This window comes from Vibrio pomeroyi (assembly GCF_024347595.1).
In the GTDB taxonomy this organism is placed as follows: domain Bacteria; phylum Pseudomonadota; class Gammaproteobacteria; order Enterobacterales; family Vibrionaceae; genus Vibrio; species Vibrio pomeroyi.
In genome coordinates, this window is sequence record NZ_AP025507.1 from 613,055 (window position 1) to 626,770 (window position 13,716).

A 13,716-nucleotide genomic window follows, 5' to 3' on the forward strand; every position below is an offset into this window, starting at 1 on the left:
ATAACACAATCATTATAAGAGTGTGATTTAGGATAAGCACCAATTATCTTTCGTAGAGCGTCAAAGGAACATCTATCTTTTCCATTTATGGGTGTTACCTCATGTTGTTACTTTAAAATCAATGAGTTCCCGAATAATAAACTAGATGCTCTGTTTCTATGAAAGCAGTTGCTTTAGGGTCAATGGCTGTTCTGCTACACCTAAGCGTTGCGCTGCCGTGAGCCCTTGCTTATCTTGGTAGCACAGATTGTGCCAAGCTCTAAATATGTCGAGTAATGGAAGAATGCCCCCAGGACGAAGCTTACGTCTAGGTTCATTGATAAAGCTATCAAATAACAGCTGGAAACGCTGTTGATAGAACTTAGTTTGTTGAATTGAGGCGGTATTAAACCACTGTTTTGGTTCTGGATTGTTACCCGTTAGATAGCAAATACCTTTCTGGTTATCACCTTGGTTGGCAATAGCCCAACGATCGCGCCACCAACTCATATGAACGATGTCGATCTTTTCAAAACTTTGTTCGTCTTGCCAACCTGGATCTTCTTCCACATACATAAGGTCAATATTTTGACTCTGTATACGCGGCAAACATACGCTCAGGGCGGCAGATCTTAGTAATGGATCTTGTGGCATATAGATCGCAACGTGCTTGTTCTCATCACACATATCAAGGACATGCAGGAAGTGAGCATAAGACGTATAAGGCGGTCGAATGAGCGCCCCTTTTGAAGGGTAGCTAAACGTTGTGAGGTTACCCATAGGGTCTTCAACATTGCCTCTTGCCAGAATCACTTGGTATTGCTGTTCAATACGCTCTTTTAGTTTGTCTGACGGTTGAGGAAGCTCAAGGTTCGCCTCTGAAGAGTGCTCTTTGGATACGAAGCGCGCCACATCATCATAAGGGTTGTGATCAACATTCCCTGACGGCTCTTCATTTTGTGAGTAATTCACGTGTTGGCAAAGGATATAGCCAGAATGCGCCTCACCCGTCGCTATCCAAACCACACCGTTGTTACTTTGTGGTTGTAAGCGCTGATAATGGGAAGCAAATTGATAGTCTTTGGCATGATTAACCCATCGTGCATCGATCATCGCTAATTTGCGACGGCATCGGCTGGCGATATGGTCAACATGGTCATAGAAAGTCTTTGGGTTGATCTCTAATTTTCTACAGATTTCACGTACGGAATAGCCCATGAACAATAAGCCCATGAGGTTCTCTTGAAACTGGAGTTTTTTATTGGATCCAGACCACTTATCAACGAAGGTTGATTGGCAGTCTTTGCATCGATAACGCTGCCTGTCGCCACTGTAGCCGAAGGCATGATAAAGATGTTTATGAGTATGAACCGATAAGCCGAAGTTACCGCAATCATCATTACGACAGGCAGGGAGCCCATCGCTGTGAAGTTGTCTTAGGCGATGAAGTTCGCTTAACACTTCACGATTGTTAAGTAAGGGGGGGAAAGCTCCACATTCACGACAAACCATCGCTGGACGCTTAGGGTTAGCGTGTTGCAAAACATACCGTTTTGCATCGCTCAAGCCAAAGTTGTCACACGCCAATGTTTTACAAAAGTTGAGTTGCAAACCATCCGCATCTTTTGGCAGCTTGTCGTTAGACACGATCTCCCCCTCGGGATTATTTGAGCAGCCAAGTGAGCTTGGCTGCGGGGTAACGCTTTTCAATGTATCTTTTATCAAATCGTTAGATGTTGATTGCTGTCTCTAGAGCAACTTTCATCATGTCGTTGAAAGACTTTTGACGCTCTTCAGAGCTTAGTTTCTCGCCACGGATGATGTGGTCAGATACTGTTAGGATAGTCAGTGCTTTAGCACCAAGGTCTGCAGCAACACCGTAGATACCAGCAGCTTCCATATCAACACCTAGGATGCCTAGTTTTTCCATTTTTTCGAAAAGGTCAGCTTCTGGAGTGTAGAAAAGGTCTGCAGAGAATACGTTACCAACTTTAACTGGAACTTCTTGTGCACGAGCTTGGTTTACTGCTTCTTCTAGAAGACCGAAATCAGCGATAGCAGCGAAGTCGTGGTTGTTGAAACGAATGCGGTTTACTTTTGAGTCAGTAGAAGCACCCATACCAATAACCACGTCCATTAGTTTAACGTCGTCACGTACTGCGCCACAGCTACCTACACGAATAACGTTTTTCACACCGTACTCAGCGATTAGCTCGTGTACGTAGATGCAGCATGATGGGATACCCATACCGTGGCCCATTACAGAAACTTTCTTACCTTTGTAAGTGCCTGTGTAGCCAAACATGTTGCGAACGTCACAAACTTGCTTCACGTCATCAAGGAATGTTTCAGCAATGTATTTTGCGCGAAGCGGGTCGCCTGGCATAAGTACTGTTTCTGCGAAATCACCAGCTTGAGCATTAATATGAGGTGTAGCCATGGTCGTTCTCCAAAGTTTAAACGGTAATTATAGGAACAGGATTTAATCAATTACCGATTCTGTTGAATTGAATTCGTTTTGTTGAGGCAATATTAGCGAGTTAAAACGAGGCTCCATGAGATGCTTGTCACAAAATGGGTCTACCCATAGTGTTTTATTATTATTGATAACCAAATATGTTGAAACCTTAAAGGCAATCGATTTTGTGTGGGTAAATCGCTTTGTCTTAACCAAAGCTCAGGTCTATTGAGAGAGAAAGGGATGTGAATTTAGCGGTAACTAACCGTTGTCGCGACGTTTAATCAGCGATAATCTAAACTTTGATAAAAGACAAACCAAGGAATTGTATGTCGTATTGCGCTAGCTCGACGCCTTTGCTCGCTATGAAAACGCGATTACGTAAAATCGCTTCGCTTGCTGTGCGAACCACCTTAATTGCCGGAGGGATGGCTTCATCGTGGGTGTATGCCGCTACATTTGAGTTACCACCAGCGGAAAGTCGTATTGTAGGTAGAATACAGCAACACGAAGTTGCAGCGGGTGAAACGTTAGCGATTATTGCAAAGCAGTACGATATTGGCTTTCTCTCTTTAATGGCGGCAAATAAGGGCGTTGATCCTTTTCTTCCTGCTGAAGGCTACGTATTAAGTATTCCTAGCCGTTTAATTTTGCCGGATACCCCAAGAAAAGGCATTGTCATTAATCTTGCTGAATTAAGGCTGTATTACTTTGAGCCAGAGAAGAATCAGGTACATGTCTTCCCTGTCGGGATTGGTCGAGTTGGGCGTGATACGCCGGAGATGATCACTAAGATAAGCCAAAAGAGGCCTAACCCTACTTGGACGCCACCTAAGTCGATCCGTGACGAGTATTTAGAGAAAGGCATCGAATTACCGAGAGTGGTGCCAGCCGGGCCTGAAAATCCACTGGGCGAATACGCAATGAGACTTGCTTATGGCGCAGGGGATTATTTGATCCACGGAACCAACAAAGATTTTGGTATAGGCTTGCGAGTAAGCTCTGGCTGTATCCGAATGGAACCTAAAGATATTGAATGGCTGTTTGAACAGGTGAACCGTGGTGAACAAGTCACGATCATTAATGAGCCGATTAAAGTGTCGCTCGAACCGGATAGAAGTGTGTTTGTTGAAGCGCACGAACCATTGACGAGAAGCGACGGTTCTAAAAAGTCTCTAAAAATTCCGGTTGAATTGAAATGGTGGCTTGAAGACGCCGACCTACCTAACTCAAAAGCGAAAGCGGTTATCTTTGCGCAAAACGGTGTGCCTGTTGAGATAGCACCACCTGTGATTGAGTTCTAATTCGATGGTTCTTGGGAAAGCGTTATCGCTTTCCTCTCTCCTTTATCTTCATTTTCTTCATTCCAAATAAAGCACCACTTCCGTTAAGAGGTGGTGCTATCTAATTACTGCTTTTTACTTTTACGACTTATTTGATCTAAAGCTAGTAGCGCTTATATCTCAACTACTTCGTGTAAGACTCTGCAATGTTATCGATACGGTCGTTAGCACGGTCCGCTTCTTCTTTCGCTGCCATTGCGGCTGCTTCTGCTTCTTGAGCCTTCATTTCAGCGGCTGCTTTGTCACTCTTAAGTGCTTCAACTTCGCTTGTAAGTTGAGCGACTTGGTTAGTTAGTTGATCCATTTCTGACACTGCAGCTTCTTCTGGCTCTGAAGAACAACCGGCTAAAATGAAAACTGAGGCTGCAGCTGCGATTAACGTCTTATTCATAAGAACTCCTTGCTTATTTATCATCAAAAGATGCGCTATACATTCTTTATCATATAGTCGCTTCAATAATGATTGTAGCGACTAATTTTTTAACTGCAAAAACAATAACTAAAGAAATTGCTAAATTTTTGAGCTAATTAGCTCAGTATCACGATCTGTCTCATTTATGAGATGAGAGATTTGGCATCCGATTTTAAGAGATTTAGCGCAACCATCCCTTTGTTAGCAATGCATAGAATGTTCTAGTCCACGACAGATAAAGAGATAAATTTAATGTGATCTCTATCCTTATAAAGTACTTTCGCGGTATCATGTCACGTTAAATTAATTTTATTCAATACCATCATGACTGGAGAGTCCTTTGCACTTTAAAGATTTAGGCTTAGATAATCGCTTACTGAAGAACTTAAAACATTACGACTTTAAGAAAGCGACAGAGATCCAATCGAAAGCGATCCCTGTTGCTATTGCCGGTAAGGATCTATTGGCTTCATCAAAAACGGGTTCAGGTAAAACATTGGCGTTTGTGTTGCCAATGATTCACAAAGCATTAAAAACCAAAGCGTTTTCTGCTCGTGATCCTCGTGGTGTAATTTTGGCTCCTACTCGTGAGCTGGCTAAGCAAGTTTACGGTGAATTACGTAGCATGCTAGGTGGTTTGTCTTACGAAGCGGCGCTTATCTTGGGTGGCGAGAACTTTAACGACCAAGTTAAAGCACTGCGTAAGTACCCTCGTTTTATCGTTGCGACTCCAGGCCGTCTTGCTGACCACTTAGAACATCGTTCATTGTTCCTAGATGGTGTTGAAACGCTAATCCTTGATGAAGCGGACCGTATGCTTGATCTGGGTTTCGCTCCAGAACTTCGTCGTATTGCCAATGCTGCTAAACACCGTCGTCGTCAGACTCTAATGTTCTCTGCAACGTTAGATCACGCTGAAGTAAACGGCATTGCCAATGAAATGCTAGACGCACCTAAGCGTATTTCTGTGGGTGTTTCTAACGAGCAGCACTTAGATATCACACAGAAATTCTACTTATGTGATCACCTAGATCACAAAGAAGCGATTTTAGACCGTGTACTGGAAGAAGCTGAATACCGTCAGGTAATGATCTTCACAGCAACACGCGCTGATACTGACCGTTTAACAGATAAGTTGAACGAGAAGAAGCTTAAAGCGGTAGCACTGAGTGGTAACCTAAACCAAACGCAACGTAATGCTATTATGAGCCAGTTCGAGCGTGCGGTTTACAAGATCTTGGTAACGACCGATGTTGCTTCACGTGGTATTGATATTCCAAACGTGAGCCACGTTATCAACTTTGATATGCCTAAGCATACGGAAGAGTACGTGCACCGTGTAGGTCGTACTGGCCGTGCGGGTAACAAAGGCGATGCGATTTCTTTGGTTGGTCCAAAAGACTGGGACAGCTTCAAGCGTGTTGAACTTTACCTTCAACAAGATTTGACCTTCTCTGTACTTGAAGGCCTAAAAGGTAAATTCAAAGGCATTAAGCCACGTAAACCTGCGTTTGCTAAAGGCGGCCCTGCTAAGAAGAAGACCAACACTCAAGCGAAGAAAACGCCGAAGAAACCGGTTAAGCGTGATAAGAGCTTCCACCAAAATGTGGCGGTGGGTGATACGGTGTTTATCCCTAAGAAGAAAGTCGCACCAAAAGTGGACGACGAGTAATCACCAGCCAGTTTTAAAGCGTTTGCTAGTAAAACTGACATAAATAAAAACCGCCAATATTAGGCGGTTTTTTTGTATCTCGATTTTGTCTAAGCCATTAGCTTCAGGTAATTAGCTAGAAATCGAACGTCGAGAACGAATACGCCAAGATGTGGTCAGCAATGTATTTATGAGTAGCTGTCGTTGGGTGTGTCACGCCCCAGAATACATAGCTGTCTGAACCATAGGTGGCACAGTCATTGGTTAAGCTATGGCTTCGTAAGTAGTCCGCGGCTGAGCTTCTATTGAGATCAAGACAAGCGTCACTCGCATTTCTAAAGCCATGCTGTTCAGGGGTATCAGTAATGCTAGCGAACAACGCACTCGCATCGAACAACACCACGTTTTTCCCCATGCTTTGGTAATACTCAGCCTGAGCTTTAATGAACTGGTTGAACTCTAAGATCTTTCCTCGGACTTTGATGATCTCTTGTTCGGTTGAATATTTGAATTGCGGTGCTTTTGTCGCATCGGGCAATGTGAAGAGTAAGATATTACTCGCACCAGACTCGGTTAGTCGGATAAGAGCGCTACTGAAATCGGCTTTGACATCGGCGACTTCTCGATCGTAATTCATAAAGTCATTGAGCCCAAACTCGAGGGTAAACAGGGAGTTTTCAGGGCGATAGTTTTTAGCGACTTTCATGTAGGTTAAGTAGGAAGTGACTTGGTCATAGACACCAGTAAGAGCGATATATTGGTTAGTGCCTGCTGCACCGCCGACGGCCCAGTTATAAAGGGGTACACCTTTGGCTTTGGCTAAATATTCCGTCCAAACCAAACCGTTTGAAAAGTGCCCCAGAAACCATGAGTTCGCATTGGGGAAAGCCCATTGAGATCCGTTAAATAGATTCCCAGTATCAGAAAGGCTATCACCAAAAGTAACGATGCGATTGATGGTATTGGCTTGAACTACCTTATCGTTGGTCCAGATTGAATGGTTGTAAGAGAAGCGATTGTTTGCGGCAAAATAGGTGATGTCAGCGACGTCATGCTGGATGTCGAGCGTCTCTTCACAGCGTTGTTTGATTTCAGATTGTGGGGCATCGCTATAGAACATGTTTTTGAATGAAACGGAAGACCACCAATATCCGTTGATCGTGTAATAGTCCCCGTTTTCTTTTTTCGCCCATTTCCAATCGGTAGCTGCAGAGTCATGCGACGCATCGGTTCGATACCAACATCGAACGTAAGAGTAAGTTTCTGAGCCTTGCGTGCTAAGCACTTGAGCAGATGTTATAGATTCAGGTGTTGGTATTAGATCTTCAGCTGCATCAGCACCAAAAGGCATGGTTAACGCGAGTATTAAAGCCGTATTTTTCATCATTGTGTTCTCTTTTTTTATTTGAGGTGAGCCAATGGAAACGTTGTTGCTTGTTGATAAGTGAATAACTAAATGACTGGTACGACCTATACATAAAATTAATAATTTACGTCAATACATTCAAACTATTGGAGTGTCATTAGTGGCATAAATATCAAATTTCCAACGGGTTTATGGTTGATAAATAACGGTTTAAAAGCTCGAACGTTTGCCATCGCGCTTTTGAATTTTGCGAATGTTAGGTTGATATTTTAGTTAGTTCATTGAAAGTGCGAGTTCATTTGATTGCTTTAAATGTTATTTTAATCAATTACTTAATGTTTTGTTTTTAGGTCTTAATCTATTTGTGTTGATGTTAATCACTACTGTTTAATTCAAGTTCAATCTCACAAATATCGAGTCGCTATTTTCTGTTTTATAAAATCATCAACTACGGTTCTTTTACTCATCAGAGGTCTAATCTGTTTAAGGAAAGAGCATTGAAAAAGATATTAATTTGGACGATAGCTTGTCTATCCAGTTTTGGTGCCTATGCAGGAACGAGCGCATCGGCATTAGAAGTCAGCGGATACACTGAAACGAAATATCCCATTGTGTTGGTACATGGCTTGTTTGGTTTCGATACATTGGCGGGCGTCGACTATTTCTATGGCGTACCTGAATCGCTGACAAAAGATGGCGCGAGCGTATACGTCGCTCAGGTTTCTGCGACCAACAGCTCTGAAGTTCGTGGCGAACAGTTACTGGCTCAAGTTGAAACACTTTTAGCGGCAACCGGAGCGAGTAAGGTGAATCTGGTTGGACACAGCCATGGCGGACCGACTGCACGCTATGTGGCATCAGTTCGTCCAGATCTGGTTGCATCAGTGACAAGTATTGGTGGCGTTCACAAAGGCTCTAAGGTGGCCGATTTAGTTCGCGGCACCGTACCGGAAGGCTCAGCCACAGAAGGTATTGCGGTTAAACTTGCTGGTGGATTGACTACGCTCATCAACCTGTTATCTGGTGGAACGGATCTTGACCAAGACGGTCTCGCATCTCTTGAAGCTCTAACCACAGAAGGTTCGCTTGCGTTCAATCAGTTTTACCCTGAAGGTGTTCCAACATCTGAGTGCGGTGATGGTGAATGGCAAGCAGGTAACGGCGTTTATTACTACTCCTGGACAGGGTCATCCACTTTTACCAACCTTCTTGATCCTACCGACGGAGCAATGACAATCCTTGGCTTAGCCTTCAATGAACCGAATGATGGGTTAGTAGGAGCGTGCAGCGCACACTTAGGTAAAGTAATTGGTGACGACTATAAAATGAATCACCTAGACGAAATTAATGGGTTGCTGGGGATTCACCATCTCTTTGAGACCGATCCTGTGACGCTCTATCGTCAACACGCCAATCGATTGAAGCTGGCCGGCCTTTAGGTTGCCGACCCATTTATTAAGACCTTAAGGAACACATAATGAAAAAGACCGCCATTTTGTCGATAACCACGATAGCCCTGATGAGTACAGCGGCGGTCTTTTTGTATCCAACCTTTTTTCCTGTAAAAACAGACGAGCTAAATTCAAACAAAAAAATAGAACAAAGCGCCTCCTCTTTGAAGGCCACCTCTCAACAAGATACCGAAATCGATAATGCATCAGCTAAAGACATGATGGAATATTTCGTCTCAGGCAATACTGAGCTAACCCTCGAAGATATTCGTGACAACGTGGCAAAACATCACGATCAATCACAAGGTGCCGTTGTCGATGAAGTACTGTTTGCCAAATACCTTGAATATAAATCGGCACTAACCTCGTTGGATGTTCAGTTCGATACTACATCAATCTCAGCGGAAGATTTACGTGCACTTAATCAAGCGTTACTCGATCTCCAGGCTCGATTCTTTAGCCAGAGCGAGATAAGTATTCTGTTTACTCATGACAATCGTATGAGAGAAATCGCTTTAGAAAAGTTACTTCTGAAACAAGAGGGGTTAGACGAGTCTGAATATCAGCAAAGGGTGGATGTTTTGATGTCAGAACAGCCTGATTACGTTCAAACGAGCCATCAGAATCTGGTCTTGCTGCAACAACTATCAAGCTCTGAGGGACTTGATCAGCAAGATAAATACTTAAAGCGAAATGAACTTGTCGGCGAAGAAGCTGCGCAAAGGCTTGAAGCGCTCGACCAACAAAGAGCTGAGTTTGAAGATGCCTTGGAAGTTTACCAAGTAGAACGAAACGACATTCTCAACGATGCTGCGCTGTCACAGATAGAACAACAAGAAACGATCGCTGATCTTAGGGTCGCACACTTTCCTTCAAAGCAGATTCGAAGAGTAGAAGCGATAGAAAGGATCTGGGACAAAGATCTTGGTGAGTAGGTTTGCTGAGCCAATAAAGTCTCTATTCAAAATAAAAAACCAGTCACGAGTGACTGGTTTTTGTGTGTATAGGGGAGTTACACCTTGGGCTTTATAGCTTAAATTCTCAGCCTTAAAGCCTAAACCTTGAACTTAAACCTTAAAATAGTCCAACTGCTGCTTTTGTTGCTCAGCTAGGTTAGATAGCTCGTGGCTTGCTGCTGCGGCTTGAGTAATACCGGTTACGTTTTGGCTAACTAAGCTGTAGATGTTTGAAATATTACGGTTGATGTCTGACGTCACTTGGCTTTGCTCTTCTGCGGCAGAGGCTACCTGAGTGTTAATCTCCGTCATGTCTGTTACCGAGTTAGCAATGCCTGAAAGGGCTGTGCTTACTTCCGCTGCCAGTGTTTGGTTGTGCTCTAGCATTGCTAGTGAGCTGCTCATGCTCTCGTTAGCGTTGCCAGATTGAACCTGCAAACCTTCAATAATGGTTTGGATCTCTTTGGTTGAATCTTGAGTGCGTGCTGCCAGCATTCGAACTTCGTCAGCAACAACCGCGAAACCACGGCCACTTTCACCCGCACGCGCTGCTTCAATTGCTGCGTTGAGCGCAAGCAGGTTGGTCTGTTCAGAGATGCTTTGAATCACCTCGATCACTTTACCAATTTGCTCTGAGTGTTCTTTTAGCGTGCCGACAACGTTAGCTGCTTCGCTGAGTTGAACCGCCATTTGCTCGTTAGCTTGGTTGCTCTCATTAAACAAGCTCATGCTGTGTGTCGCCATTTCGTCCGCTTGTTTAGACGCCGAATCAGCTTGTACTGCGTTCTCGTTCACGTTTGCTGCTGTGCTTTCTAACTGGTTAACGGCAGAAGCGACTTGCTCTACTTCTTGCTTCTCTTGGTCTGAGTTAGCGCTTGATTGTGTCATTACTGCAGCCAGCTCTGTCGATGCAGAAGCGACTTCGATACTTATTCGAGACAACGAACTTACCGTGTCACGCAGTTGATCAACGGATTTGTTTACGTCTTGTGCAAGACGTGAAATCTCGTTGTCGCCATACTCTTCCGCTTTAACCAGTAGGTTACCTTTGGCTACTTCACGCATGGTTTCTTGAATATTGCTCAGCGGCTTAACAATGATGCCTGCTAGCGTCCAGCTGATAACTAATGCGATTGAAAGAATCACGAGTAGGGCAATGGTCGCTGTATTTAGTGTGCTGGTGTGTTGCTGACCATTGATGTCGACTTCTTGAGTCGCAAGCAGGTTCAGCTTTTTAGACAGCGTGTTGATTGCTTGCACCATGTCGTTACCCGCGTGACGGTATTGATCGATGGCTACTTGGTAGCGAGCCTCAAAATCAGACGATAGCGCAGTATCGCCATGCTTTGCTTTTAATAGAGGAAGCATAGTGGTTCGAGAAAAGTCGACATAGTGATTCATCGCTTTGCTCATTGCGGCCACTTCATCTTGCATGCCTGGCACTGCGTCTAATGAATTCAGTAAGCGAACGTTCTGGTCACGCTTTTCATTGAGCGTTGCAACCAGTGTCTTCACATCATCAGCATTGAATAGGCTGTAGATCGCTTTGATGCGCATGCCATAGCTGTTGTCGACGATTTCGCTGAGTTCTTCTTTATGTAGGATGAGTTGATCGGTTGCTGTTGATACATCTTTAAAAGCATTTTCCAGTTTGTCACCACCGATGATGACACCTGTCAAAAGTAATACGACAGAAAAGAGTACTGGAATGAGAATTTGTATTTTTATCGATAAGCCACTGAGAAGTTGGCGCATGTATTGTCCCTCTTTGAATAAGTAAATGAGCAGAAGCAATTGTTATTATTGTAATTAGCAGGTGATTCTAACTTCTGAGAATGACAATTCAATCAGTAATAGATTCGATTTTGATATATGCGATAGGTATTTGATAAATATTGAATATTTATTGTACAAACAAGGCTTTACCCTTGGTTTGAGTGGGGTATTTAATTCAGATAAGAGGTTGGTAGTCAGCAATGACAAGGGGTGGTGAGATATTAAGCGTTTTGGTTTGAAGACGTTGCAATTAATATTTTTCGCCTATGAATTCACTCGTTCTATTAGCTCAATGCTATTTAGTAAGGGAAAACCAAGAAAATAAATTGCAGTTGTCATATAGGCTTCAATTTAGTGAAACACAACTGTCACATTCAGATTCTAAAGTGGGCACCGTTCAAGCAAAACACAACATTACGGCAATAACGCCACTAAAGGAAATTTGTGATGAAAAAGACAGTTATCGGTGCAATCGCACTACTAGGCGCTCTAACAGTGAATACAGCTTCAGCTAAAGAAACTATCTCTGTAGTTGGCTCTAACAGTGCTTCTCCACTGGTTGAAGTTTTTGCAGAAACCTACATGAATAAAGGCGAACCAGTGTTCATCGAAATTCAAGCACCAGGTTCTTCTGCAGGCATCAAAGCAGCAAAAAATGGAAGTGCTGACCTTGGTATCTCTTCTCGTGACCTAAAAGAAGAAGAGAAAACAGCTGACCTGAAAGAGCTAGTAATCGCTCGTGACGGTATCGCAGTTGTTGTTAACCCGAACAACGAAGTATCTGCTCTAACTGCTGAGCAAATCACTTCAATCTACAAAGGCGACATCACTAACTGGAAAGATGTTGGCGGTGCTGACAAGCCAATCGTAGCAATCACTCGTGATACTGCATCTGGTACACGTGGTGCATTCGAAGACATCATGAAGCTTAAGAAGACAATTGGCGATAAGAAAGTATCGGCTATCTCTCAACGTGCACAAGTTGCAAACGGTAACGGCGCACTTAAAGTTTCTGTAGCAAGCAACCCATACGCAATCGGCTTTATCTCTCTAGGTACAGTTGACGAATCTGTTCACGCTCTAACTATCGACGGCGCTGCTGCGACTGTAGACAACGTTAAGAACGGTTCTTACAAAGTTGCTCGTCCTTTCCTAGTTCTTTACAAAGATGGCGCTCCATCAGCTGAAACTCAACAATTCCTAGACTGGATGGTTGCAGACGAAGCTCAAGCTATCTCAGCTAAAAAAGGCTACATCACAGTTAACTAATCTTAACTGACTCACTTTTAATTATTGCTCAGCCTGTCTTTAGGCTGAGCCTTTTCTTTCAACTTTGGTTATTTCGAGCTCTTTTTGAGCCACAAAGTTTGAGATTTTATATATGACCATCGCAAATAGTGAAAAGCTTATGAATACTGAAGCGACTCAAATCAATAAGCCGAGTCTGCGCACCAAAAAGCGCGTTGACTGGAGAGAAAGAATCTTCCACGGCTTGTTCTTATCGAGTGCTGTAATCGGCATCGTATCACTAGCCGTTATCGCTTACTTTATCGTTGCAGAGAGTATCCCTGCATTCCAAGAGGCCGGTGTTTCTGGCATCGTTCTGGGTGTTGACTGGTTACCTCCAGCTCTATTCGGTGTTGCAACTATGATTGTTGCATCGATTGTTTCGACACTAGGCGCTGTAGTTGTTGGTGTACCAGTAGGTGTATTAACCGCTATTTTTATTGCTGAGATTGCTCCAAAGCGTCTTGCAGATATTATTCGACCAGCAGTTGAGCTTCTAGCGGGTATCCCGTCGGTAGTTTACGGCTTCTTCGGTCTGGTAATTATCGTTCCAATGATTCAGAACATTTTCCAAGTACCAGCGGGTAACACTATCCTGGCAGGTATCATTGTTCTGGGTATCATGATTCTTCCTACCGTTATCACGGTTTCTGAAACTTCGATTCGTGCTGTACCTCGTACGTACAAAGAAGGTTCACTTGCACTGGGTGCTTCGAAAATCTACACGATTTTTAAGCTACTCGTTCCTGCGGCACGTTCAGGCATTATGACTGGTGTGATTTTGGGTATCGGTCGTGCACTTGGCGAAACGATGGCAATCATCATGGTTATGGGTAACGCGCCAGCAATGCCAGAAGGTATTTTGGATTCGGCTCGTACGCTAACAGCAAACATTGCTATTGAAATGTCTTACGCAAGTGGCGTTCACGCTAACGCACTGTACGCAACAGGTGTTGTACTTCTAGTGTTCATCATGATGTTAAATGGTGCTCTACTTTATCTTAACCGTGAAAAATCGAAGTAGGCGAGGATAAGTA

General features: G+C 43.6%; 11 protein-coding genes. 6 read left to right on the forward strand and 5 right to left on the reverse strand.

The annotated features are described in order from the left end of the window. Positions 1-156 precede the first annotated feature (156 nt). Both OCV12_RS18890 and deoD read right to left on the reverse strand, forming a co-directional pair. Positions 157-1,626 (reverse strand): lactate dehydrogenase, encoded by a 1,470-nt coding sequence (locus tag OCV12_RS18890; RefSeq protein ID WP_239847423.1) that lies wholly within the window; start codon positions 1,624-1,626, stop codon positions 157-159. An 82-nt stretch (positions 1,627-1,708) separates the two neighbouring features. After that, the gene (gene deoD / locus OCV12_RS18895) at positions 1,709-2,419 is read right to left on the reverse strand and encodes a purine-nucleoside phosphorylase (RefSeq protein ID WP_048661021.1); all 711 of its coding nucleotides are present in this window, start codon (positions 2,417-2,419) and stop codon (positions 1,709-1,711) included. Between the two features lie 347 nt (positions 2,420-2,766). Here deoD and OCV12_RS18900 point away from each other — a divergent pair, with 347 nt between their 5' ends. Further along, on the forward strand, positions 2,767-3,741 hold the full coding sequence (locus OCV12_RS18900) for a L,D-transpeptidase family protein (protein ID WP_261886894.1): 975 nt from the start codon (positions 2,767-2,769) through the stop codon (positions 3,739-3,741). Positions 3,742-3,904: 163 nt separating this feature from the next. Here the strand turns inward: OCV12_RS18900 and OCV12_RS18905 are convergent, their stop codons facing one another. Beyond that, on the reverse strand, positions 3,905-4,171 hold the full coding sequence (locus OCV12_RS18905; protein ID WP_017064250.1) for an Lpp/OprI family alanine-zipper lipoprotein: 267 nt from the start codon (positions 4,169-4,171) through the stop codon (positions 3,905-3,907). Positions 4,172-4,532: 361 nt separating this feature from the next. Between OCV12_RS18905 and OCV12_RS18910 the strand changes: the two genes are divergently transcribed. Beyond that, positions 4,533-5,864 (forward strand): DEAD/DEAH box helicase, encoded by a 1,332-nt coding sequence (locus tag OCV12_RS18910; protein ID WP_239830384.1) that lies wholly within the window; start codon positions 4,533-4,535, stop codon positions 5,862-5,864. Positions 5,865-5,979: 115 nt separating this feature from the next. Here the strand turns inward: OCV12_RS18910 and OCV12_RS18915 are convergent, their stop codons facing one another. Next, positions 5,980-7,227, reverse strand: a complete 1,248-nt coding sequence (locus tag OCV12_RS18915) for an SGNH/GDSL hydrolase family protein (RefSeq protein ID WP_315972811.1) — start codon at positions 7,225-7,227, stop codon at positions 5,980-5,982. Between the two features lie 479 nt (positions 7,228-7,706). Here OCV12_RS18915 and OCV12_RS18920 point away from each other — a divergent pair, with 479 nt between their 5' ends. Further along, positions 7,707-8,648 carry a lipase family alpha/beta hydrolase gene (locus tag OCV12_RS18920; protein ID WP_239847419.1) on the forward strand — a complete coding sequence of 314 codons (942 nt, stop codon included), beginning with the start codon at positions 7,707-7,709 and terminating at the stop codon, positions 8,646-8,648. Positions 8,649-8,686: 38 nt separating this feature from the next. After that, positions 8,687-9,595 carry a lipase secretion chaperone gene (locus OCV12_RS18925; RefSeq protein ID WP_261886896.1) on the forward strand — a complete coding sequence of 303 codons (909 nt, stop codon included), beginning with the start codon at positions 8,687-8,689 and terminating at the stop codon, positions 9,593-9,595. A 132-nt stretch (positions 9,596-9,727) separates the two neighbouring features. On the opposite strand, the gene OCV12_RS18930 is transcribed toward OCV12_RS18925, so the two are convergent. Then, complete coding sequence (locus OCV12_RS18930; protein WP_261886897.1) at positions 9,728-11,371, reverse strand: methyl-accepting chemotaxis protein; 1,644 nt, start codon at positions 11,369-11,371, stop codon at positions 9,728-9,730. Between the two features lie 468 nt (positions 11,372-11,839). On the opposite strand from OCV12_RS18930, the gene OCV12_RS18935 reads away from it, so the two are divergent. Both OCV12_RS18935 and pstC read left to right on the forward strand, forming a co-directional pair. After that, on the forward strand, positions 11,840-12,661 hold the full coding sequence (locus OCV12_RS18935; protein WP_050652528.1) for a phosphate ABC transporter substrate-binding protein: 822 nt from the start codon (positions 11,840-11,842) through the stop codon (positions 12,659-12,661). Positions 12,662-12,773: 112 nt separating this feature from the next. Beyond that, entirely contained in the window at positions 12,774-13,703 is a 930-nt protein-coding gene (gene pstC, locus OCV12_RS18940) for a phosphate ABC transporter permease subunit PstC (protein ID WP_176679274.1), read from the forward strand. Positions 13,704-13,716: the final 13 nt, after the last annotated feature.